The sequence below is a fragment of the Acinetobacter sp. Ac8 genome (assembly GCF_055392545.1).
The window spans coordinates 4,440,012-4,464,515 of record NZ_AP043689.1 but is presented as its reverse complement, the minus strand read 5'-3'; the positions used below and the strand labels follow the sequence as shown (position 1 = coordinate 4,464,515).

Here is a 24,504-nt window from a genome sequence, read left to right as displayed (position 1 = left end):
GATGCACACCTCTACCACCAGTACTGTGCCTTTGGAGCCATGGTCAGCAGCACAACTTGCTGAAGCAACTCAAGGTTATTGGTATTTAGATCAAGCACCACAAGGTGAAATTAAACGTATTTTGACTGATTCACGTCATGCTGAATTAGGTGATGCTTTTTTGGCGCTCAAAGGTGAGCGTTTTGATGCACATGATTTTGTTGCTCAAGTGGCTGCGAATGGCTGCCAAATTGCCATCGTGAGCCATCCTGTTGATGTAAATATCTGTCAACTTGTCGTGGCAGATACACGTTTGGCATTGGGGCATTTAGGAGCGTATCGTCGTGCTCAACATCCACAATTAAAAGTGATTGCACTTACAGGCAGTAGTGGCAAGACCACCACCAAAGAGATGTTGGGGAGTATTCTTTCACGTTTAGCCCCGACCTTGATTACACGTGGCAATTTAAATAATGATCTTGGTGTGCCAATGATGTTATTGGAGCTGCGTTCAGAGCATCAATATGCGGTGATGGAACTTGGTGCAAGCCATCAAGGTGAAATTGATTACACCTCAAATCTTGTGCAGCCACATGTTGCCGGTATTTTAAATATTGGAACTGCACATTTAGGCGAATTTGGTGGACGTGATGGAATTTGCCGTGCCAAATCTGAAATTTACCGTCATATTGATCAAGCTGGAACAGCAATTGTTCCTGCTCAGGATGATTTTACCGATACGATTCGTCAAGTGATAGACACTGAGCAAGTATTAAGTTTTGGTCAGGGTGGTGAAGTCTTTGCGACAGATGTTCAGTTACACGCACAGTCTGCAATCTTTACCCTTAATGCACCTCAAGGCGCAAGAACAGTCAATCTTCCTTTTGCAGGCGAACATAATGTCCATAATGCAGAAGCAGCAACTGCATTTGCCTTGGCGATTGGCGTTGATTTAGACGATATTGTGATCGGCTTGGAGTCGGCACAAGGTGCAAAAGGGCGTTTGAATTTTATTCATAAGCACAAGCACTTATTTATTGATGATACCTATAATGCCAACCCGACTTCAATGCGTGCAGCAGCTGAGGTACTTGCGCAACAGCAAGGGATCAAAGTGATGGTGATTGGCGATATTGGTGAACTGGGCGATACTGCTGCGCAGCAACACTATATGTTGGGTCGTGATCTGGTTTCAGTGGATGGGATCCAATTTGTTGTCGCGGTAGGAGAGTTTGCTCCTGCTACACAAGAAGGTGCGCGAAGCACTCAATATGGTAAAAAATTACAAGCTTTTCTTAGCCAAGAACAAGCTTTACCTTTATTGTTAAGTTTAATTGCAACACATCAACCACAGTCCATGAGTTTCCTGTTTAAAGGTTCTCGCTATACCCATATGGAAACGTTGATGGCTGATTTGATGGAGAAAGTTTAATGCTGTATTGGTTATTTCAACACTTGGCGGGTTATGAGAACGCGTTCCAAGTTGTTCGATACTTATCGTTACGAGCATTGCTCAGTGTACTGACTGCACTTGCGATTGGTTGGGCCTTGGGACCAGTCATGATCCGTAAATTACAAGCGCTCAAATATGGTCAGGCTGTCAGTTCATATGCACCTGAAAATCATGCCAAAAAAATGGGTACGCCAACAATGGGCGGGATTTTAATTCTGCTTTCAATCGGGATCAGTACCTTGCTTTGGGCAGATTTATCCAATCCTTATGTATGGATCGTCTTGGCTGTTATGGTGATCTTTGGTGCTGTAGGTTGGGCGGATGATTGGATTAAAGTCCGTTATAAAGACAATGCGGGTTTACCTGCCAAGAAGAAATTCTTTTGGACTTCGGTTGGCTCTTTGGGGGCGGGTATTGCGTTGTATATCATTGCAACTCAGCAAGACAGCCCTGTACATACAGCGAATATGCTGGATTTATTGATTCCATTTTTTAAAAATCTGAGTATTCCATTGTCTTCAATTCCATTGGGTATTGGCTTCATTATTTTTACCTATTTGGTAATCAATGGTGGGTCAAATGCAGTGAATTTGACAGATGGTTTAGATGGTCTGGCGATCATGCCGATTGTTTTGGTTGCTGCAGGTTTAGGTGTTTTTGCTTATTTGGCAGGTGATATACGCTTTGCCAATTATTTACATATTCCCTATGTAAAATATACCTCTGAGCTGGTGATTATTTGTGCTGCAATGATTGGAGCAGGCTTAGCATTTCTTTGGTATAACGCGCATCCTGCCCAAGTCTTTATGGGAGATGTTGGTGCATTATCATTAGGTGCAATGCTGGGCACTATCGCGGTAATGGTTCGTCAAGAGATCGTCTTTGCAATTATGGGCGGGGTCTTTGTCGTAGAAGCAATCTCGGTATTCTTGCAAATCGGATCATTACGTATGCGCAATAAACGTGTATTTCTTATGGCGCCGTTGCATCATCATTATGAGAAAAAAGGCTGGCGTGAGACTCAAGTGGTGATCCGTTTTTGGATTATCACAATTATGCTGGTAGTTTTAGGTCTAATGACATTAAAATTACGCTAAGCCAAAGTGATTTGAAAAGTCGGCATTTGCCGGCTTTTTTTATGGCCTAAAAATATCTTTTGGAGAATACAATGAATTTGTTGATGTGCCCTGTATGTCGTGAGGCATTGAGCCTATCGGATCGGACTTGGCGCTGTGTAAATAATCATAGTTATGATGTGGCAAAACAAGGCTATGTAAATTTACATGTAGTACAACATAAGCATAGTAAAAATCCAGGGGATACCCCTGAATCTGTACAAGCACGCCGTGGATTTTTAAGTGGTGGATTTTATGCACCTTTACAGCAAGCCGTGGTTGAGAAAATTCGTGAGTTACGGGTTGAAAACCTGCTGGATATCGGCTGTGGTGAAGGCTACTATACTGATGCAATGCAACATCAAGTGATGCAATGTATTGGGGTTGATATTGCAAAAAATGCAGTTCAGGTTGCTGCAAAACTCAATAAAGGTGTGACATGGATTGTGGGGACAGGAGCGACGCTACCTGTTTTGGATCATTCGATTGATTTGTGTACCAGCTTATTTAGCCCGATCCCAGAAGAAGAAATACTCCGAGTACTTAAGCCAAAGGCTTATTTGATGGTGGTAACACCTGCACCAGAGCATTTATATGGGATGCGTGAGGGTTTGTTTGATGAAGTTAAAGCCCATGAGCCGCAAAAGTTTGTTGAACAATTACAAGCATCTTTTGAGTTAATAGAGCAGCCGATTATCGAAACAACGTTTGAGTTGGATCAAGCACAACTCAAGAATCTAATTGCGATGACCCCTTATGCTTATAAAGCAAAATCTGAAAAGCGTTTAGTTTTGGAAGCACAAGTTAAAACGACGTTAAAGGCAGCCTTTCAAATTTATATTTTTCAGAAAAAATAATAAAAATTTAAGCCATAAAAAATGCCATCAATCGATGGCATTTTTTATAAAATAAAGGGTCTGTCGACAATTCGTCTATGTTTGCGACTACGTGTGTTTTTTAGGCGATACTAGGCGCGAAATACGAAATTTAGTCATTCTAAATGAGTAGTTCGTAACGACGTAGCGGCAAAAAACACGCTAGTCCCGAAGGGTTGTGGCTAAAATTATCTCAGTCTTCGTTATGAAACTCGAAAATAGTCTCGCTATTCTCTTCGTTTCATGCCTTGCCTGCTCAATTTTAACCTACAACGCAAGCCATTTATGAAATGTCAACAGACCCTAGATTATTGAACTTCATTAATCAAATTCTCAAGAGAATCACTTTCTCGTTTCGCACCGCCTTGATTCATTGCAGGCGGTGTTACTTTGTTCGGTTTGAGCGGTTGATCTGTACCTTCATCAGGCAAGTCTTCAAAGTCATTTGATGAATTACGTGATGGTGTAACAGGCGCAGGTTTAAAGATTGGACGTGCTAAAGGTGGTGATGAACCATAGCCTTCGTTTTGAGTCGCACCTTCAACTTGTGTTTGATTACGTTCTTCACGAGAAATTGGTGCTTTGGCATTTTTGTCAAAATGTACCCAAGCAGATGGTGTATCTTTTAAGGCTTTACCCATAAAACCAGTCCAAACTGGCAGTGCTGCGATCCCACCATATTCACGACGGCCGAGAGTTGAAGGCTGGTCAAAACCGACCCAAGCAATCGCAACTAATTTGCCGTTGAAGCCAGCAAACCACGCATCTTTAGCATCGTTGGTTGTTCCTGTTTTACCGCCAATGTCATCGCGACCAATTTTAAGTGCTGCACGACCAGTACCATGCACAATCACATCACGAAGAATATTTGCCATATCAAAAGCAGATTGTGATTTTAAAATCCGTTGTGCTTGACGATATTTACTTTGTTCTTCTTTGCTTAATGGGGTTTGAACCTCATCCACTGTAAGGTTTGTACCTTCAATGGCTTCGTCATCAGGGGTGGTTGCAGTATTGGCCACAGTTTCTTTTTGATTGATACATGGAATACACGCATATTCAGGCGCTGCTTCATAAATGGTTTTGCCATAAGCATCTTCAATACGACTGATGAAATGTGGTTGAATGCGATATCCACCATTGGCAATTGCGGCATAGCCTGTCGCCATTTGCACAGGAAGTACTTGTGGAGTACCAAGCGCGATCGTGAAATTACGCGGGATTTGATCTTCTTGTAGGCCAAAATCCATCAATAATTGGCGCGCACGTTCTACACCTACGCTTTGTAATAAACGCACAGAAACGGTATTACGAGATAAGTACAACGCACGACGCAAAGGAATCATGCCTAAATAACGGCCATCAGAGTTTTTAGGTGTCCAGCGACCAATAGTGATTGGACTGTCATTAACCATGGTGTAAGGGGTCATACCGCGTTCAAGCGCCAGTGCATAGATAAATGGCTTAATGGTTGAACCCGGTTGGCGCCAGCCTTGTATTGCGCGGTTAAATTTAGATTGGTAAAAGTTGTATCCACCCACCACTGCTTCAATTGAACCATCATTGGGGTTGATTGCAATCAGTTGACCTTGTGCTTTCGGGGTTTGAACCAATGACCACGCGGTTTTATTTTCATTGGGACGTAAACGGATAATATCTTTAACAGTTACAATCTGCGAAGCGCGGCTTGGTGCACCACCAACGGCATTGGCATTGATATATTTTCTTGCCCAAGACATACCTGACCAAGGTACAGTCACTGTTGAACCATCTTGCATTTTGGCATCAAAACTATTGCTGCCTACTTTGATGACTTCTGCAGGGTAGGTATTGGCATAAGGGATGAATTGTTTTAAAGGTTTATCATGTGCTTCAGCACCACGCCATCCATGACGACGATCATAATCTTCCAAGCCTTTTTGTACTGCATCTTCTGCATATTGTTGGCGTTGGCTGTTTACGGTTGTATAAACTTTATAACCTGAATCAATTGCTTGTTCACCAAACTTTTCAACTAGTTCAGAGCGAACCATTTCGCCTACATAGGGAAATCGATTACTTAAGCCGCGATCAGGCATACTCAAGTTAATTGGTTCAGCGACAGCTTTTTCGTATTCTGCTTGTTTAAGATAGCCGAGTTGTAACATACGACCTAGAATCCAGTTACGGCGTTCTAAGGCGCGTTCAGGATTCACTACAGGATTGTATTTTGACGGTGCTTTAGGTAAGCCTGCAATCATCGCCATTTGTGCGACACTGAGTTGATCTAAGCTTTTGTCATAATAAATTTTTGCAGCAGCAGCAATACCATAGGCATTTTTACCCAAAAAGATCTTATTGACATATAAAGATAAAATTTCTTCTTTGGAAAGATTTTGTTCTATTTTCCGTGCCAAAAAAACTTCAGTAAGTTTGCGCTTAAGTGTTCGTTCAGGGGATAGATAATAATTTTTAGCCACCTGCATGGTAATTGTTGAGCCGCCTGTTTGTACATTTGACCCAGTAACACTTTCACTCACGGCACGCCCTAAGCCTTTAAAGCTAATCCCGCTATGTTCGAAGAATGATGAATCTTCAGCAGCAAGGAAGGCGTGAATGAAATGCGGCGGGATCTGATTGTACTCAACAGGCACCGAAAGCTTGCCACCATATTCAGCGATCAGCTGATTATCGGCTGAATAAACTTGCAAAGGTTTAAGCAATGGCGCCTTTTTTAAAGAGCTCATTTCTGGTAGTGATGGGGCAATATATAGATACATTCCATAAAAGCCCATCGGAATTGCGACTAAAATAATGATAATCAGCAAAAAAAAGGGATGAATATAACCTGAACAAGATAGCTTTTTCATAACAAGTAAGTTTTAATAATAGCTAATGGCAAACTAATTGCGTTCAGTATAGCTTCTCATGTGATGGATTGTTAGATGGGATATTGTATCTGTAAAAAATTAAGACCAAATGCAGTCGGTTTGTGTTATTTATTGGGGATAAAAAAATAATAGGAAATCAATCGTGCTTAGACTATATCGTAAGCCAAATAAGGGGTTAATAGGAGTAGATATTAGTTCTACTACTGTAAAGATTTTAGAGCTCTCTGTTAAGAACGGTCGTTACTGGGTTGAAAGTTATGGATTAAGTCCACTGCTGGATGGGAGTGTTGTTGAGAAAAACATTCTTAATCCTGAAGCAGTTGCTGATGCGTTGGAAAGAGCAGTCAATATTGGCAATCCTCAATCGCAAAATGTCGCGGTTGCTGTACCTACATCTATGGTGATTCACAAAATCATCGAAATGGATGCAGATATGTCAGATGAGGAAAGAGAAGTTCAGATTCGAATGGATGCTGAACAATATATCCCTTTCCCACTGGATGAAGTTAGTCTAGATTTTGAAGTGTTAAAAGATAAGCTGGCAAATCCAAATCGAGTCAATGTGTTACTTGTTGCAACACGTGCAGAGAATATCGATTCTCGTGTTGAAGTTTTAGAAATCGCGGGCTTATCACCTAAAATCGCAGATGTAGAAAGTTATGCAATTGAGCGTGCTTTTGATGTCTTTTCCGATACCTTGCCAATTGGTGTAAATCTTGTGGGTATCCTAGATATTGGTCATACCATGACCACTTTGTCTGTGATGCAAAATGGCAAGATCATTTATACCCGAGAGCAAGTTTTTGGTGGCAAGCAGCTGACTCAAGATGTACAGAACCGTTATGGTTTGTCTTATGACGAAGCTGGTCGTGCCAAAAAAGATCGGACTTTACCTGACGATTTTGAAACAGAAGTCTTGATGCCGTTTTTAGAAGCAGTTGTACAACAAGCTGCTCGCTCATTACAGTTCTTCTTTTCATCTTCTCAGTTTAACGAGATCGACCATATTTTATTGGCGGGTGGTAATGCCAATATTCCTGGTTTGGCAAAATTATTACAACAAAAACTCGGTTATCGCGTCACGATTGCAAATCCTTTCTTGCAAATGGGGTTTTCACCACAAATTGACTTAAAAAAAATAGAAAATGATGCACCTTCTTTAATGGTTGCATGTGGTTTAGCTTTGAGGAGTTTTGATTAATGGCAAAGATTAACTTACTCCCTTGGCGTGATGAGCTAAGAGAACAGAAGAAGAAGCAATTCGTTGCGATATGTGTTGGGGTTGCACTGATTGGTTTAGTGACAGTGTTATTGGCGTGGTTCTATTTCGACCATAAGTTGCAAGATCAGGAGCAAGCCAATCAATTGGTGACCAGTACCAATCAAAATTTAGATACCCAATTAAAAACTTTAGATGGTTTACAAGAACGTCGTAATGCCATTATTGAACGTATGAAACTGATCCAAGGCTTACAAGGTCAGCGTCCTGTGATTGTTCGCCTCGTTGATGAGTTGGTTCGAATTGTCCCTGCACAAATGTACATCACAAAATTTAGTCGTGTGGGTGATAAATTTACCATTGAGGGCAAAGCTGAAAGTCCAAATACAGTTGCTGAATTGTTGCGTGGATTAGAGGCGTCTGAATGGTATCGAAATGCATTTATGAATTCATTCTTAGCTGCAGATGAAAATAAAAATAAAGTGCAGACTTCGGTGATCCCTCGTGTAGAAGAATCATATGGAAGTTTTGTTGTGACTGTAGATATCGGTGAAATAGCAGCGACTACAGATGGGGATACAACGAAAGCTGGACAAGTTCCAGCTGCTGGGGGTGCAAAATGAGTCGTGAAGATTTTGAGCAATTAGAATCATCTGTAAATGATGCTCCAAAAAAGAACAAGATGACTGTTGAGAAGTTTTTTCAACAGTTCAATACCTTGGATATGAATAACTATGGCAGTTGGCCTTTATCCGTTAAAGTCACCTGTTGGGTATTCTTGTTTTTTTTGGTGTGTGCAATTGGCTATTTTTTAGCAATTAGACCTAAATTAGATGCAATTGATCAAGCACGTACAGTTGAACAAAATTTATTAACTGAGTTTAAAGAAAAAGACTCTAAATTAAGAAACTTGCAGCAATATCAAGCACAATTGCAACAAATGGAAGCAAATTTTAATCAGCAATTAGAGCAACTTCCTAAAGAAACTGAAATTCCGAGTCTAGTTGAAGACATTAACGTGACAGGGGTAAGTTCTGGTTTGAAATTTAAAAATATCAAATTAGAACCAGAAGTGAAGCAGGAGTTCTTTATTGAGCAGCCGATCTCGATTGATGCAACAGGGGATTATCATTCATTTGGCAGTTTTGTCAGTAGTTTGGCTGCTTTACCACGTATTGTCACTTTGCATGATTTCACAATTACAGGAACACCTAGTCAAGACAATAAATCTGATGTGCCAGTGATTGACTATACAATTAAAGCAAAAACCTATCGTTATATTGGTGCTGATGAGCAGAAGATAAATAAATCTGCGAATGCTGTAGCACAGAAAACAACGACACCTCAGCAAGGAGGGAAGCCACAATGAAACAGCTCAGTAAAATAGTTTGTGGAATCTCATTTGCAATGCTGTTGGTGGGGTGCGATTCTCGTATTGATGCCGTTAACCAAGAAATGGCAAATATTAGAAATCAGCAACCATTGCCGATTGAACCTGCACCAGTATTTAATCCTGTACCAAGCTTTAATTATTCAGCTCAACAATTACGCAGCCCATTTTTGCCAAATTCATTGGCAAATGAATTGAAAATCATGTCAGGCAAGCGTGTCTACCCGAATTTTTCAAGACAACCACAGCCGCTTGAAAGCTATCCTTTAGAGTCGTTAACACTGAAAGGAAGTATGAAAGGAGCTGTTGGGCAAACAGTGGGTTTGATTCAAACACCTGATGGTGAGATTGAGCGAGTACAACTTGGCAACTACATGGGTATGAATCAAGGGCGAATTATTGAAATTACGCCGACCCGTATTGATTTATTGGAAATTGTTCCAGATGGTCGAGACGGTTATATAGAAAGACCACGGAGTCTAGTCCTAATCGGTCCAATAGATTAAAACGGAATAAAGGAATAAAAATGAAAAAGAGTTTGAAAAATATCTTTAACGGGGATGGTAAGTTTATGAATAGTCAACTTCGTCAATTTACTATGGCGGCAGTGTCAATTGCGATTATGCAGGTTGCAGCAGCGCAAACAACCATGACCAATATTGTACCGATGAAAATACCGGGGCAAGGTACAGAAATTCGTGTGATGTTTAATGGCTTACCGCCACAGCCTCAAGCCTATCAATTGGATAATCCATTTCGACTGATTTTAGACTTTGATCAGGCGAAGCAAACAATCAATCAATCATCCATTGCTGTGGCGAGTGAAGAAGCGTCGACTGTAGATATTGCGGCCGATGATCAACGTTCACGCTTAACAGTAAATTTAAAAAATAGTGGTTCTTTTACAACGCGTGTTGAAGGGAATACCTTTATTTTAAAGATTAACAATGCCAATCAAGCTGCTGCTTTACCGACTTATGCATCATCTGCATCTATACTGAATAAGCAAAATCAAGGCATCGCAGATATCGGTTTTCAGCGTGGCAATGCGGGTGAGGGACAGGTTATTGTAAATCTGTCTGGTGCAAATACACCTGTAGATGTGCAACAACAGGGCAGTAAAGTTGTTATTCGAACATTAGGGAATAAAATTCCAGCACATTTAATTCGTCGTTTAAATGTCAATGATTTTGCGACCCCAGTTTCTTCTGTGGATGCTTATAATGATGGTTCCAATGGTGTAATCACCATTCAATCTTCGGGGAGCTATGAATATATGGCTTTTCAAGCGGAAAATAAATTGACCGTGAGTTTAAAGCGCCCTGTAGAAAATAAAGTAAATCGTCCCAATGTGAGTCAATCTTATACGGGTAAGAAAATCTCACTGGATTTTCAAGATATTGAAGTACGCCGTGTGCTACAGCTGCTTGCTGATTTTACCAGTATTAATATGGTGGCTGCGGATTCAGTTCAAGGTAATATCACTTTACGTTTAAAAGATGTACCTTGGGATCAGGCCTTAGATATTATTTTAAAAACCAAAAATTTAGATAAGCGCCGTAATGGGAGTGTGATTTGGATTGCGCCTGTCACCGAGCTGATTAAAGCAGAAGAAGATGAAGCCAAAGCAATTGCACAAAGTGTAAAATTAGCACCAATTCAAACTGAATATATTCAGCTTAATTATGCAAAAGTTGCAGAAGTTCTTAAATTGTTACAGGACTCTAGAAACCCTAAAGGTGCGCAGACAAATAATACCAATAATACAGATTCTTTAGCTTTAGAAAGTCTACTGAGCTTAAGAGGAAGTGCGGTTGCAGATACAAGAACAAATACATTAATTATTAATGATACTGCAAATAATATTGATAAAATCCGTAAAATGATTGATCTATTGGATATTTCGGTAAAACAAGTCATGGTTGAAGCACGTATTGTTCGTGCTACGACAGATTTTACCAAAGAAATGGGGGTAAAGTGGGGCATTTTATCTCAAGGGATTACCAAGAATAATGATTTGCTGGTTGGTGGAAGTGATCAAACACTTTGGGATTTAAAAACCCCAGATAGTAATGGCAAATATACCATTACTCGCCCTGATAATTTAAATGTCGATCTTGGTGTGACGACTGCGGGTGCAAGTAAGATTGCATTTGGTTTAATTAGTATGTCTGATTTTATGTTAGACCTAGAATTATCTGCATTACAAGCTGATGGTTATGGGGAAGTGATTTCAACACCAAAAGTAATGACTGCCGATAAACAAAAAGCCAAAGTTGCTTCGGGTCAACAAATTCCATATCAGTCAACGCAAACGGCAGGAGGCAGTGCCGTTGCAACAACTGAATTTAAAGATGCTTTGCTCAGTTTGGATGTTACACCAAGCATTACTCCAGAAGGGAAAGTACAAATGCAGCTAAATGTCACAAGTGACTCAGCTGGCCAAATAGTGAATGGAAATGTGGCGATTAACAAGAATGAAATCAATACCAATGTCTTAGTCGATGATGGAGAAACCGTAGTATTAGGTGGCATTTTTGAACAAGAAACTAAAAACAGTCAGACCAAAGTTCCATTTTTAGGTGATATTCCTTATTTAGGACGATTATTTAGAAAAGATGTAAAGTCTGATAATAAACGAGAGTTACTAATCTTTGTGACACCAAGAATTGTTAATGACAGTCGTACCAGAAATCATTAATATACTTTCAATGAAAGCAATTCGATAGGTGACTCCTTGCCAAGCAAAGAGTTGGAAACCCTACCAAATATTTATTTGGTAGGGCCCATGGGAGCAGGAAAAACAACAGTTGGTCGGCATCTAGCGGAACTGTTAAGCCGTGAGTTTTTAGACAGCGATCATGAAATAGAAAGAAAAACTGGGGCATCTATTCCTTGGATTTTTGAAAAAGAAGGCGAACAAGGTTTCCGTACAAGAGAAACAATCGTGATTGATGAGCTCACATCAAAAAAAAATTTAGTGGTTGCAACAGGTGGTGGTGCTGTCACTCAAGCTATGAATCGAGAATATCTCAAACATAGAGGTATTGTGATTTATTTATATACCCCTGTAGAAATCCAATTATTACGTACACATCGAGATAAAAATCGTCCTTTATTACAAGTCGAGAATCCTGAGCAAAAGTTAAAGGATCTACTTAAAGCACGAGATCCACTTTATAGAGATGTTGCACATTATATTATTGAAACCAATCAGGGTGCTGCGCGAGATTTAGCGCTGAGAATATTGCAACTGATCGTTTCAAAAGAAATTATTTAGTCAGTAAATTATCATTCATTGTTATTTGGCAGAATCATGCAAACTTTACATGTTGAACTGGGTGAACGTCGTTATCCAATCTTTATTGGTAGTCATTTGAATCCTCAAGAATTACTTGAACCTTATATTCAGGGACATCAAGTGATGATTGTTACAAATACCACAGTTCAGCCTTTGTATTTGTCGCACTATGTTGAGGCGATTCAACAATTGGGTAAGCAGGTTAAAACATGTATTTTACCTGATGGTGAGAAATATAAAGATATCCAGCACCTCAATTTGATTTTTGATGCTTTACTTCAAGCTGGTTTTAATCGTGATTGTACGGTTTTGGCTTTAGGTGGTGGAGTGATTGGTGACATGGCAGGTTTTGCTTCCGCCTGTTTCCAGCGAGGCGTGTATTTCATCCAAGTTCCGACCACATTATTGTCTCAAGTGGATTCGAGTGTTGGTGGGAAAACCGGAATTAATCACCCTTTAGGCAAGAATATGATTGGTGCATTTCAGCAACCTCAAGTGGTTTTGGCTGATATGGCACAACTTAAAACCTTGCCTGAACGTGAGCTTTCAGCAGGTTTGGCTGAGGTGATTAAATATGCGTTACTGGGTGATTTAGACTTTTTAGCATGGTTAGAAGAGCATATGGATGGGCTGATTGCCCAAAATCCAGAATTATTGGCTGAAGCTGTTTATCGTTCTTGTGCGCATAAAGCAAGAATTGTGGCCAATGATGAGAAAGAGCAAGGTGAACGTGCTTTATTGAATTTAGGCCATACTTTTGGTCATACCATTGAATCGTATCTCGGTTATGGGGTGTGGTTGCATGGAGAAGCAATTGCAACGGGTATGGTGATGGCTGCTGATTTGTCTCAGCGTATGGGATGGATTTCATCCGATGATCTGGAACGTACAAAAAAAATCATACAACGTGCCCAATTACCTGTAGCATGTCCTAAAATTCCGCTCGATGAATTTTTGGCATATATGTCACATGATAAAAAAGTATTAAATGGTCAACTTCGTTTAATATTGATAAAACAACTCGGCCAAGCCATCATTACTAAAGATTTTGATGTTGAGTTGATGAAACAAGCGATTCTCGCGAATCAGATATAGAAAAGGTTAGTTCCAAATGGCAGCAATTCGTACAAATTGGCAAAATATTCGACAATATATTTGGTTGGTTGGTGGATTAATCTGTCTTTTGGTGGCACTGATTTTTTGGGCAGTGACCGACACCAAAGATCTGGTCACTGTAGTCAATCCGATTGAAGAGTCCCAAGTTCAAATTCAACCTGAAAAAGTTGCCGCAACATCGCATTTAGGCGCTTTGATGGATGAAGTACGTCCACTTGAAATGACCACACGTATTGTGACTGCGGGTAGCCATGATGCAGAATTTCGTGGTACAAAATTTTTTCAAGAAAATAAGAAAGCTTGGACCATAGAGCTATTTAAGACCTCAGATGAAGATGTCATCTTGGGCTTTTTACAGAAACAAGCGGATCGTAAAAATTTTATTTACTTCCGTTTAAGTGGTGAAGATCAAGCTGAGCAATATGTTTTAGCCTATGGTTTATTTAAAAGTGATGATCAGGCCAAGAGCCAGTTACAACAATTAAATCTAAAATTGCCTGCATCTATTCATCCTCAAGCGATCCAGTTTGAAAAATATAGTGCTTTAATTAATGATCTGGGCTCAGATGAAATGGCAAGTGCAAATAAACTCTATCAAGTAAAATTAAAATCTGCACCTTTACCTGTAGTTGATGAAACGCTATTGGCTCAAGCAAAATCGGCCTTGTCTTCTTTAACAGGTTCAGCTCCTGCAAATCAGACCACCAAAACCACAATTACCCGTCGTGATGCATCTGGCAATGTGGTAGATGTACAAAAGTCACAATCTCGTGCACAGCCTTCAAGCAACAATAAAGAAACCGGTGCTACTGCTGATAAAAAGCCAGCTGAGCATGAAGTCAGTGATCCATTTAATTAAAATTAGCTCTAAAATGAAGCAGAATTAATTATTTAATTTTATATTTGCACAAAAATGGTGCTATAAATGCCTTTATAAGACGCTTAGAATTTTAAAGAATATCTTTATTTCACTATCTTTTAGTGATTTGGTGAACAAAAATAAAATTTGGCATATTTTTTGCTTTATTGTTGCGCTAATTGAGTTGATTGTCCCTGTTTTGGAGCGAAATGATTCAGTTGGTGTGCGATTTAAGTCTGATTGAGTGCTTTATTTCAGTGCGGAAGTTGTAAAACAATCTTGCAATTAAAGTAAAAACAGACTGGTATTCGATTCTGACTCAGTGGTTTACTTGAGCTAAGAAAATACTTAAAAATCGTAATTGAGTGTTCGAATGTTTTTCGCCCTTTCATGGGCCTATGTAGAAAGAAGGGTACGCTATGCACATGCCATCGCCTAACACTGTAGCTCCCGCTCAAGGTTTATACCAACCGGATGAGTTTAAAGATAACTGTGGTTTCGGCTTGATTGCCCATATGCAGGGTGATGCGAGTCATGATTTAGTCAAGACCGCGATTCATAGTCTAAGCTGTATGACGCACCGTGGTGGTATTGCCGCAGATGGTAAGACCGGTGATGGTTGTGGCTTGCTCTTGGCTATGCCTAAAGCATTCTTCCGTGAAGAAGCAAAAAAGATCAGTGACATTACACTGAGTGAAATTTTTGCGGTCGGGACGATATTTTTAAATTTAGATCCAGCACTTGCGGCCCATGCAAAGCAAATTCTAACCCATGAAATTGAAGAAGAAGGCTGTCGTGTGATTGGTTGGCGTGTTGTTCCAACCAATAATGATGCCTTGGGTTCAATCGCAATGCAGTCTTTACCTGCATTTGAACAAATTTTTGTCAATTGCCCAATGGGTGTGACTGAGGTTGAATTTAACCGTAAGTTACTTATGGCACGTCGTCGTGCAGAACAACAATTAATAGCTGATCCCTATTTTTATGTGACTACACTGTGTTCTACAGTGATCACCTATAAAGGCTTAATGATGCCTGCATATATTGCAGAATTCTATACAGACCTTGCTGATGAACGTTTGGACTCACACATTGTTGTATTCCATCAACGTTTCTCGACCAATACTTTACCCCGTTGGCCATTGGCACAGCCGTTCCGTTATTTGGCACATAATGGTGAGATTAACACCATTACTGCAAACCGTAACTGGGCAGTGGCACGTACACCAAAATTTGAAAATCCATTATTGCCAGGTATTACTGAACTGAGTCCAATTGTAAACCGTACAGGCTCAGACTCATCAAGTATGGACAATATGCTTGAGTTGCTAGTTGGTGGCGGGATGGATTTATTCCGTGCATTACGCATGCTTGTTCCACCAGCGTGGCAAAACGTTGAAACATTAGATGCTGATTTACGTGCGTTTTATGAATTCAACTCTAAGCATATGGAAGCTTGGGACGGTCCTGCGGGTCTGGTGATCCAAGATGGTCGTCATGCAATTTGTATGTTAGACCGTAATGGCTTACGTCCGGCACGTTGGGTGATCACTAAAAATGGTTATATCACTCTGGCATCAGAAATTGGTGTGTGGGGTTACGAACCTGAAGATGTGATCTCTAAAGGCCGTGTAGGTCCTGGTCAAATTCTGGTGATTGATACATTGACTGGAAAATTGCTCGATACTAAAGATGTGAGCAATCATCTGAAAAAAATGCGTCCTTACCGTGAATGGTTACGTGAAAACTCAGTTCGCTTACAAGGTAGTCCAGAGCTTGAAGAATATTTATGTGATCAAGGCTTAAAAGGTGATGACCTTAAAGCGGCTCAAAAAATGTTTATGGTGACATTTGAAGAGCGTGATCAACTGCTTCGTCCAATCGCTGAAAGTGGACAGGAAGCTGTCGGTTCAATGGGTGATGATACACCAATGGCGGTATTGTCTCGTCAAGTACGTCATGTGACAGATTATTTCCGTCAACAATTTGCGCAAGTGACCAATCCACCGATTGACCCATTACGTGAATCAATCGTTATGTCATTGGAAACCTGCTTTGGTCGTGAGCAAAATGTATTTGAACAAGGTCCAGAGCATGCAGATCGTTTAATTGTATCGAGCCCTGTACTGTCAAACTCTAAAATGCATCAGATTCGTACCCTTGGTCGTAAAGGTTACGAAATTGCAGATATTGATTTGAATTATCCTGTAGCTGAAGGTCTTGAAGCCGCGATTTCACGTATTTGTGAAGAAGCTGCACAGGCGATTCGTGATGGTAAAACCTTATTGGTCATTTCAGATCGTAAAATCCGTGAAGGCTTTTTACCTGCAAATGCAGCAATGGTGACGGGTGCAATTCATCACTTCTTGATTAATGCTGGTTTACGTACCGATGCAAACATCATTGTTGAAACTGCACTTGCACGTGATGCACACCAGTTTGCCGTGATCTTAGGTTTTGGTGCAACTGCGATTTACCCTTATTTGGCTTATGATGTGATCAATGATTTGATTGCAAAAGGCGAATTATTGGGTGATCCAATTCACGCACAAGCGAACTTCCGCAAAGGTATTGATAAAGGTTTACTCAAAGTCCTCTCAAAAATGGGGATTTCAACAGTCGCATCTTATCGTGGTGGGCAGTTATTTGAAGCAGTCGGCTTATCTGAAGAAGTTGTCAGTAAGTGCTTTACAGGTGTGCCAAGCCGTATTAAAGGTGCAACATTCATTGACCTTGAAAATGACTTAAAAAAACTAGCAGATATTGCTTGGAAAGCACGTAAGCCAATTGAACAAGGTGGTTTGCTCAAGTTTGTCTTTGATAAGGAATACCACGCATTTAACCCTGATGTGATCAATGCGTTGCATAAATCAGTGCGTTCAGGCAATTATGCTGACTTTAAAGAATACGCAGAGTTGGTGAACACGCGTCCAATTGCGACGATTCGTGACTTATTAAAACTCAAAACTGATCATTCTATTCCATTAGAAGCAGTTGAATCAGTTGAAGAAATTCTGCCGCGTTTTGACTCTGCTGGTATGTCTTTAGGTGCATTGTCACCAGAGGCACATGAAGCCATTGCGATCGCAATGAATACGATCGGTGGTCGTTCAAACTCGGGTGAGGGCGGTGAAGATCCTGCACGTTATGGCACCATTCGTAACTCTAAAATTAAGCAAATTGCTTCAGGTCGTTTTGGTGTAACACCTGCATATTTAACATCTGCTGAAGTGTTACAGATCAAAGTAGCGCAAGGTGCAAAACCAGGTGAAGGCGGTCAGTTACCGGGCGGTAAAGTGAATGGCTTAATTGCGCGTTTACGTTACTCGGTTCCAGGTGTGACTTTGATTTCACCACCACCACACCATGATATTTATTCTATTGAAGATTTATCACAGCTAATCTTTGACTTGAAGCAAGTCAATCCACAAGCCATGGTGTCTGTGAAGTTAGTATCAGAGCCAGGGGTGGGAACAATTGCAGCAGGTGTTGCAAAAGCCTATGCAGATTTCATTACCATTTCTGGATATGACGGTGGTACAGCGGCTTCACCTTTATCCTCTATTCATCATGCGGGTTCACCATGGGAATTGGGTCTTTCAGAAGCGCATCAAGCACTTCGTGTCAATGACCTGCGTGGTAAAGTACGTGTACAAACTGATGGTGGTTTGAAAACAGGTTTAGATGTGGTTAAAGCTGCGATTTTAGGTGCGGAGAGCTTTGGTTTTGGTTCTACCCCAATGATCGCGCTTGGATGTAAATACCTGCGTATTTGTCACTTAAATAACTGTGCAACAGGTGTGGCAACTCAGCAAGATCATTTACGTCAAGAGCATTATATTGGCGAGCCAGAAATGCTGATTAATTTCTTCCACTTTATTGCGGAAGAAACACGTGAATGGTTGGCTGCTTTAGGTGTTGCATCATTGAAAGATTTGATCGGTCGTACTGATCTACTTGAGATGTTGCCAGGTGAAACGGATAAACATGCGCATTTAGATTTAAGTGCATTGTTAGAATCACACCCATCTGCGGAAGGCAAAGCGCAATATTGCCAAGTACAAGGCAATGAACCTTTTGATAAAGGTATTCTTGCTGAGAAAATGGTGGCAGAAATGCTACCTGCGATTGAAGCAAGTACCGGTGGTGAGTTCCATTTTACTGTGGGTAACTGTGACCGTTCAATTGGTGCGCGTCTTTCAGGTGAAATTGCCAAACGTTATGGCAACCTCAGTATGGAAGCACATCCTGTTAAAGTGAATTTAAAAGGAACTGCGGGTCAGTCATTGGGTGTTTGGAATGCGGGTGGTTTGCATATCAGCCTTGAAGGTGATGCAAACGACTATGTGGGCAAAGGTATGGCAGGTGGTCGAGTATCGATCTTCCCACCAAAAGGTTCACCATTCCAAACTCAAGAAACGGCAATTATCGGCAATACCTGTTTGTACGGTGCGACAGGCGGTAAATTATTTGCTGCGGGTACAGCGGGCGAGCGTTTTGCTGTACGTAACTCTGGCGCGTTTGCGGTCATTGAAGGTGCAGGCGACCATTGCTGTGAATATATGACAGGCGGTATCGTGACTGTACTGGGTAAAGTTGGACACAACTTTGGTGCAGGTATGACTGGTGGTTTTGCTTATGTACTTGACTTAGATAACGACTTTGTTGATTACTACAACCACGAATTGATTGAATTAAACCGTATTTCTACAGAAGCGATGGAAGAACATCAAGAATTCTTACTTCGTATCTTAGATGAACACATTGCTGAAACAGGTAGTGCTTGGGCGTACAAGATTCGCAACGAGTTTGATTTCTATAGCCGTAAATTCTGGCTGGTGAAACCAAAAGCGGCTAATTTACAAACGCTTTTGAAAACAACTCAAGCAGATCCACAATAATTCCACTACTCAAATTTTAGGTAGGTGTGGATAACTTCGCAGATATACACAAGCGAATGAAGTTATCCACGCTCACCCACGGAGAGAGACATGGCTGAACGCCTGAATAATGACTTTCAATTTCTGGATGTAGCACGCCAAGATCCAGAGAAAAAAGATATTAATGTCCGCAAAGCAGAGTTTGTGGAAATTTATAAACCTTTTACAGCGGAAGTTGCAGCAAACCAAACCCACCGTTGTTTAGGCTGTGGTAATCCATATTGTGAATGGAAATGTCCCGTACATAACTATATTCCAAACTGGTTAAAACTGATCGCAGAAGGACGTATTTTCCAAGCGGCTGAGCTTTGCCATCAAACCAATACCTTGCCAGAAGTATGTGGTCGGGTATGCCCACAAGACCGTTTATGCGAGGGTGCTTGTACCCTGAATGATGGTTTTGGTGCTGTGACCATTGGTAATGCCGAAAAATATATCAACGATACCGCCTTTGCTTTGGGCTGGCGTCCAGATATGTCATCGGTAAAATGGACCAACAAAAAAGTTGCCATTATTGGTGCAGGTCCTGCAGGTTTAGGTTGTGCAGATATTTTAGTTCGTAACGGGGTAAAACCTGTTGTATTTGACAAGCGTCCTGAAATTGGTGGATTGCTTACATTTGGTATTCCAGAATTCAAAATGGAAAAAGATGTGATGAAACGCCGCCGTGAAATTTTCACAGGTATGGGTGTTGAATTCCGCTTAAATACTGAAATTGGTACAGATATCACTATCGATCAATTGCTTGCAGACTATGATGCTGTATTTATGGGTATGGGAACCTATACCTATATGAAAGGTGGCTTTGCAGGTGAAGATTTTGATGGTGTTTATGATGCACTGGATTTCTTGATTGCAAATGTTAACCGTACACAAGGCTGGGAAAAAGATCCATCTGAATACATCAGTGTTCAGGGCAAAAAAGTCATCGTTTTAGGCGGTGGTGATACGGCAATGGACTGTAACCGTACTTCAATCCGTCAGGGTGCAGAGTCAGTAACTTGTGCTTACCGTCGTGATGAAGAAAATATGCCAGGTTCACGTCGTGAAGTGAAAAATGCGCGTGAAGAAGGGGTGGACTTCCAGTTCAACCGTCAGCCGATCGAAATCGTTGGTGAAAACGGTAAAGTGACGGGTGTAAAAGTTGTGACTACCCAGCTGGGTGACCCTGATAGCCGTGGTCGTCGTAGTCCTGAACCGATTCCAGGTTCTGAAGAAGTTTTACCCGCAGATGCGGTATTGCTGGCTTTTGGTTTCCGTACTAGCCCAGCAGAATGGTTTGCAGGTGCAAATATTGGGTTAGATGGTTCTGGCCGAGTCATTGCTGCTGAAAAACAACAATTTAAATTCCAAACCTCTAACCCAAAAATCTTTGCGGGCGGAGATATGGTACGTGGTTCTGATTTGGTGGTGACTGCAATCTGGGAAGGTCGTGAAGCTGCTGAAGGAATTTTGGATTATCTTGATGTTTAATTTTAGACATTAAATATTTCAACATCTATTTAAGAGCCCGCAGTCATGCGGGCTTTTTAATGCAACAAACTCAAAAAATTAATTTGAGTCAATCGTTTGCAGATAATGATTTAACTTTAAGCTATGTTGTTTTGCTCGAGTTCTGATTTCAGCATGTGTATGTCCTAAAACAGTTGAAATATCATATAAGAACACAGGTTTTAAATATTCCATTCCGGTATAAAGTGCTGATTTTTGAATTGGAGATAAAAAGTCCTCCAATAATGAATGTTGTTGTTCCGTATTAAAATTCTGCTCAGGTTGGCCAATGGTCATACTCAGCAAAAGCTTTTTATGTTTAAGCTTGTCTCCTTTGGAACCATAGGCGAATTGATAGGTAAATACCTGATCAAACCAAATTTTTAAAATGGCAGGTATACTGAACCAGTACATTGGACATTGTAAAATGATCAGCTCATGTCTTAATAGCGCGCTTTGCTCAGCAGCAATATCGATTTGATAATCTGGATATAAATCATGGATATGACGAATTTCTAAATCAGTTTGAGTTCTTGATAATTCATCGACAATGGTTTTATTTGCGACAGATTCAGTAAAACTGGGATGCGCTAAAATCAGTAATGCCATCTTGGTTTTTCCAACTATAAAAATTATAGTGAATATAAATATTATAGTTTTTATGTACAATGACTATCCATTTTGATAGCTGGCAGAAAAATGAATATTGAGCAAAACACCTGTGAAGTGACGTTTCACGATAAGACCTATCATTGCCCGATTAGTATGGCGATGGATTTAATCGGTGGGAAATGGAAAACCGTGATTCTTTATTATCTAAAGGAAGAGTCAAAACGCTTTAATCAACTTAAGCGTGATATGCCAGATATCACAGAAATGACCTTAAGTTTGCAACTCAAGCAATTGGAAAAGAATGGTTTTATTTCCAGAACCGTATTTGGTGACAAGCCTCCAGTCAAAGTGGTGTATGAATTAACTGCATTTGGTCAAACATTTATACCAGTACTGGATGCTTTATCTGCTTGGGCACATGGCTTTTCAGCGCAAAACTGATTCAAAGTGAAGGCGTTGAAAGATGCAGTTTTAATGCTCAAATCGGCTATGGAAAAGCGATGAAAAGTGCAATTTAGCAATAAAATTTGCCAATCACACTAAAGCAATAGTATGTTTTTTTAATACAAAAAAGTTCCTAGACGAATTCTGTTTGTTTGGGTTCTATAAAACACATGCTTTTTTGTTGAATATTTATATGACGTTGCAAGCATAAATATTTATAAATTGAGTTCTAATTTTGAATGGACCCTATGTGATTGTTTTAAAAATTAAAACACAACTCAGCCTGATTGAAAAATGTCATTTAAGTCAATAAAAGCATACTTATAAATCTCGATTTTAGGCTTTGTGTAAACGATAAAGCACTTTTTTGTGAAGATAAGAAACATACTTATTTTTAATAAGTTTAATTATATCAATAATTTATATTTTTAATTTTTTTATATTTTCAATTGAGTCATGTGTTTTTTTGAAAATGATATTTTAGGTCAACTGTGTGGATGATTCTGCAATATACAAATATTGAGATTGTGCCAATATAGCTTAAATTCAGACAAATGTAGGATTATCCTTATGTCAACAGTTCAAGCGACGGCAGAAAAATCATATTTAAATCGTCCTAAAGCTATTGGTATTAAAGTCCGTAAACCAAGCTTTAATCCAAAAGCAATTCGCAGACATTTTTTTGCCAATTCTCCTGTGATGTCACATTTATTGACTGCGCTTTCTTCAACATTTCCAATTGGTGAGCAGTTCTTTGTACATAGTGTGCGTAATGTACGTGACAAAATCACGGATGAAAAATTGCAAGCGCAAATTGCAGCATTTATTGGTCAAGAGGCCATGCACTCCAAAGCCCATACTGAATTCAATGATGCATGGCGCCGTGATGATTATAACTTAGACAGTTTTCAAGCATGGTTAGCACGTCGAGATGCACTAATTAAAAGTGTACATCCAAAATTACAACTTGCTGTTACCGCAGCTTTTGAGCATTTTACTGCATTATTGGGTGGCTATATTCTTCGTCATCCTGAAGTTTTAAGCACTCTGGATGATGATGCGGTGAAACTTTGGGTATGGCATGCAATCGAAGAAATTGAGCATCGTGCAGTGGCATTTGATGTATATCAGGCGATTTATAAAGATGATCGGACGCGTCGTATAGTGATGCGTAATGTGACTACGGGTTTTGCAAGTTTAACGTTTTATTCGGCTACCCGTTTGTTTATGCAAGACTGGAGAAAAAGTTTACCTAAAGTGCCGCAAAATATCTTTGGGGTATATATGATTTCTAAAATGCTGATTTCATTGATTCCTGAATATTTATCTTATTACAAATCTGACTTTCATCCGGATGAAATTGATTATTCGAAGATTGTGGCGTACTGGAAAGAAAAGCTGGCAGATGATTATGGAATGGAAAGTTTCCAAGAAGAAGTTCATCTGCCGTTATATAGTTAAGACAATGCTTTAGATCAAAGCGCCAATTTATAAGATTGGCTCTTTTATTTTTCTAGCTGACGTTGATGGATACTTTCTAAAGTATCGACCATAGTGCGGGTCATTTGGTCAATTTCATAATTGAGTTTGCCACCAATTTGGATATGTTTAAATGTCGTCAAACGTAAGGTTTCTGGGATTAAATCCACTGAAATTTCATTGGTTTTCCGATCCACGCGATTGACCGTCAAGCTGCAACCTTGCAGTCCAATAAAGCCTTTTTTAAAGAAGTATTTGATATTGTCATCTGGAATAACGATATCAATGTGTAGTGTTTCACCGGTATGAACCACATCTTTAATGGTTGCCATACCTTCGATATGCCCAAAAATATTATGCCCACCGTTTTCCATACCAGCTTTGATAGATCTTTCGATATTGACTTCATCACCAATTTTTAAAAATTGTAATGTGGTGAGAGACGTGGTCAGTGCTGAAACATCAAATGAGGCTGTATTTGCAACAGCATCAAAACTTGTTGCGGTTAGGCATGTACCATCGATCGCAACACTGGCACCAATAAAAACATCATTTAAAAAGCCATTTTCATTAGAAATATAAAGGGTTGTAAAGTTATCACCTTGTTGGATGTTTACAACTTTTTCTAAGCCTTGAACGATACCTGTATACATCGCTGATCTCTTTTATTTAGCTGATTTTTATTGTACAGATTTCATTGAAGAGGACTAGGGCTGAATTTTAGATTTATGTTGTATAGAAGATTCTAACATCATACTTAGATGACTTTTTAAAAGAGAATGAATATAGCAGTAAGGTTTGCCAAAGCTTATTTTATAGGGAAAAGTTTATATAGTTTGAGATAATGTATTTCAGACGATTTAAGCTTGATTGTGGCTTAAATTGGACTAAGTCAGTATGTACCTAGACTCAGTCCAATTTAATTTAGCCAACTAACCAATCAACAATCAGTCAGAAAATGAATTAAATCTTATCTTTAAACTGTTTTATGATCTTTTGACGTTGCCATGGTAAAGGACGATTAATTGCTTCAGGTACATCACCAGACGTTGAACGCAGACGTAAATGAATTGCTGCCTGAGCAATCAAGTTTGCAGATACTGGGGCTGTAATAAAGGCAAGCAGTGTGATCAATAACTCTGCAAAACCTAAACGACTGTTAAATGCTGCGTAAATCATTCCCGCGATTAAAAAGCTGCCTAAACCCAAGGTACTGGATTTTGTCGGTGCATGTAGACGCATAAATAAGTCTGGTAATTTGACCATACCTATGCCACCCACCAAAGTAAAAAATGCACCAACAATCAAGAAGAATGAAACGATGATTTCCATGACAATTTGCATATTATTTTCCATGTACT

19 protein-coding genes are annotated in these 24,504 nt (G+C 39.9%); 15 read left to right on the top strand and 4 right to left on the bottom strand.

What is annotated here, in order from left to right:
• Position 1: 1 nt before the first annotated feature.
• The 3 genes from ACZ5QH_RS21175 (at position 2) to ACZ5QH_RS21165 (ending at position 3,404) form a co-directional block, all read left to right on the top strand.
• Positions 2-1,411 carry a UDP-N-acetylmuramoyl-tripeptide--D-alanyl-D-alanine ligase gene (locus ACZ5QH_RS21175; protein WP_004816652.1) on the top strand — a complete coding sequence of 470 codons (1,410 nt, stop codon included), beginning with the start codon at positions 2-4 and terminating at the stop codon, positions 1,409-1,411.
• Positions 1,411-2,529 carry a phospho-N-acetylmuramoyl-pentapeptide-transferase gene (gene mraY, locus ACZ5QH_RS21170; protein ID WP_004725416.1) on the top strand — a complete coding sequence of 373 codons (1,119 nt, stop codon included), beginning with the start codon at positions 1,411-1,413 and terminating at the stop codon, positions 2,527-2,529. Before ACZ5QH_RS21175 ends, mraY begins: the two co-directional genes overlap by 1 nt.
• Positions 2,530-2,600: 71 nt before the next feature.
• Positions 2,601-3,404, top strand: a complete 804-nt coding sequence (locus ACZ5QH_RS21165; RefSeq protein ID WP_303576616.1) for a putative RNA methyltransferase — start codon at positions 2,601-2,603, stop codon at positions 3,402-3,404.
• Between the two features lie 326 nt (positions 3,405-3,730).
• Here ACZ5QH_RS21165 and ponA read toward each other — a convergent pair whose 3' ends face one another.
• Positions 3,731-6,271, bottom strand: a complete 2,541-nt coding sequence (gene ponA, locus ACZ5QH_RS21160; RefSeq protein ID WP_303576617.1) for a penicillin-binding protein PBP1a — start codon at positions 6,269-6,271, stop codon at positions 3,731-3,733.
• 163 nt (positions 6,272-6,434) lie between these two features.
• Here ponA and ACZ5QH_RS21155 point away from each other — a divergent pair, with 163 nt between their 5' ends.
• From ACZ5QH_RS21155 to ACZ5QH_RS21110, 10 genes are all read left to right on the top strand, one after another.
• The gene (locus tag ACZ5QH_RS21155) at positions 6,435-7,493 is read left to right on the top strand and encodes a pilus assembly protein PilM (RefSeq protein WP_004816660.1); all 1,059 of its coding nucleotides are present in this window, start codon (positions 6,435-6,437) and stop codon (positions 7,491-7,493) included.
• Entirely contained in the window at positions 7,493-8,134 is a 642-nt protein-coding gene (locus tag ACZ5QH_RS21150; RefSeq protein WP_034615056.1) for a PilN domain-containing protein, read from the top strand. Before ACZ5QH_RS21155 ends, ACZ5QH_RS21150 begins: the two co-directional genes overlap by 1 nt.
• Positions 8,131-8,880, top strand: a complete 750-nt coding sequence (locus tag ACZ5QH_RS21145; RefSeq protein WP_004816666.1) for a type IV pilus inner membrane component PilO — start codon at positions 8,131-8,133, stop codon at positions 8,878-8,880. Before ACZ5QH_RS21150 ends, ACZ5QH_RS21145 begins: the two co-directional genes overlap by 4 nt.
• Positions 8,877-9,407: a pilus assembly protein PilP gene (locus ACZ5QH_RS21140; RefSeq protein WP_034615053.1), complete on the top strand. Its 531-nt coding sequence runs from the start codon at positions 8,877-8,879 to the stop codon at positions 9,405-9,407. The genes ACZ5QH_RS21145 and ACZ5QH_RS21140 overlap by 4 nt, the downstream gene beginning before the upstream one ends.
• A 20-nt stretch (positions 9,408-9,427) precedes the next feature.
• Complete coding sequence (locus ACZ5QH_RS21135) at positions 9,428-11,602, top strand: type IV pilus secretin PilQ (RefSeq protein WP_303576618.1); 2,175 nt, start codon at positions 9,428-9,430, stop codon at positions 11,600-11,602.
• A gap of 36 nt (positions 11,603-11,638) precedes the next feature.
• Entirely contained in the window at positions 11,639-12,181 is a 543-nt protein-coding gene (gene aroK, locus ACZ5QH_RS21130; protein ID WP_004725433.1) for a shikimate kinase AroK, read from the top strand.
• Positions 12,182-12,217: 36 nt separating this feature from the next.
• Positions 12,218-13,297: a 3-dehydroquinate synthase gene (aroB, locus tag ACZ5QH_RS21125; RefSeq protein ID WP_303576619.1), complete on the top strand. Its 1,080-nt coding sequence runs from the start codon at positions 12,218-12,220 to the stop codon at positions 13,295-13,297.
• 16 nt (positions 13,298-13,313) lie between these two features.
• Positions 13,314-14,177, top strand: coding sequence for a hypothetical protein (locus tag ACZ5QH_RS21120; protein WP_004816673.1), 864 nt, complete (start codon positions 13,314-13,316; stop codon positions 14,175-14,177).
• Between the two features lie 425 nt (positions 14,178-14,602).
• On the top strand, positions 14,603-19,078 hold the full coding sequence (gltB, locus tag ACZ5QH_RS21115; protein WP_016539152.1) for a glutamate synthase large subunit: 4,476 nt from the start codon (positions 14,603-14,605) through the stop codon (positions 19,076-19,078).
• Positions 19,079-19,168: 90 nt separating this feature from the next.
• Positions 19,169-20,590, top strand: coding sequence for an FAD-dependent oxidoreductase (locus ACZ5QH_RS21110; protein ID WP_004725441.1), 1,422 nt, complete (start codon positions 19,169-19,171; stop codon positions 20,588-20,590).
• A 78-nt stretch (positions 20,591-20,668) separates the two neighbouring features.
• Here ACZ5QH_RS21110 and ACZ5QH_RS21105 read toward each other — a convergent pair whose 3' ends face one another.
• Positions 20,669-21,217 carry an NAD(P)H-dependent oxidoreductase gene (locus ACZ5QH_RS21105; protein WP_303576620.1) on the bottom strand — a complete coding sequence of 183 codons (549 nt, stop codon included), beginning with the start codon at positions 21,215-21,217 and terminating at the stop codon, positions 20,669-20,671.
• Between the two features lie 90 nt (positions 21,218-21,307).
• Between ACZ5QH_RS21105 and ACZ5QH_RS21100 the strand changes: the two genes are divergently transcribed.
• A complete protein-coding gene (locus ACZ5QH_RS21100; RefSeq protein WP_303576621.1) occupies positions 21,308-21,661 on the top strand; it encodes a winged helix-turn-helix transcriptional regulator in 354 nt (117 codons plus the stop codon).
• Positions 21,662-22,234: 573 nt separating this feature from the next.
• Positions 22,235-23,125: a metal-dependent hydrolase gene (locus tag ACZ5QH_RS21095; protein ID WP_303576622.1), complete on the top strand. Its 891-nt coding sequence runs from the start codon at positions 22,235-22,237 to the stop codon at positions 23,123-23,125.
• 44 nt (positions 23,126-23,169) lie between these two features.
• Here the strand turns inward: ACZ5QH_RS21095 and ACZ5QH_RS21090 are convergent, their stop codons facing one another.
• Positions 23,170-23,796: a riboflavin synthase subunit alpha gene (locus tag ACZ5QH_RS21090; protein WP_303576623.1), complete on the bottom strand. Its 627-nt coding sequence runs from the start codon at positions 23,794-23,796 to the stop codon at positions 23,170-23,172.
• Positions 23,797-24,106: 310 nt separating this feature from the next.
• The gene (locus ACZ5QH_RS21085; RefSeq protein ID WP_034615073.1) at positions 24,107-24,487 is read right to left on the bottom strand and encodes a Na+/H+ antiporter subunit G; all 381 of its coding nucleotides are present in this window, start codon (positions 24,485-24,487) and stop codon (positions 24,107-24,109) included.
• Positions 24,488-24,504: the final 17 nt, after the last annotated feature.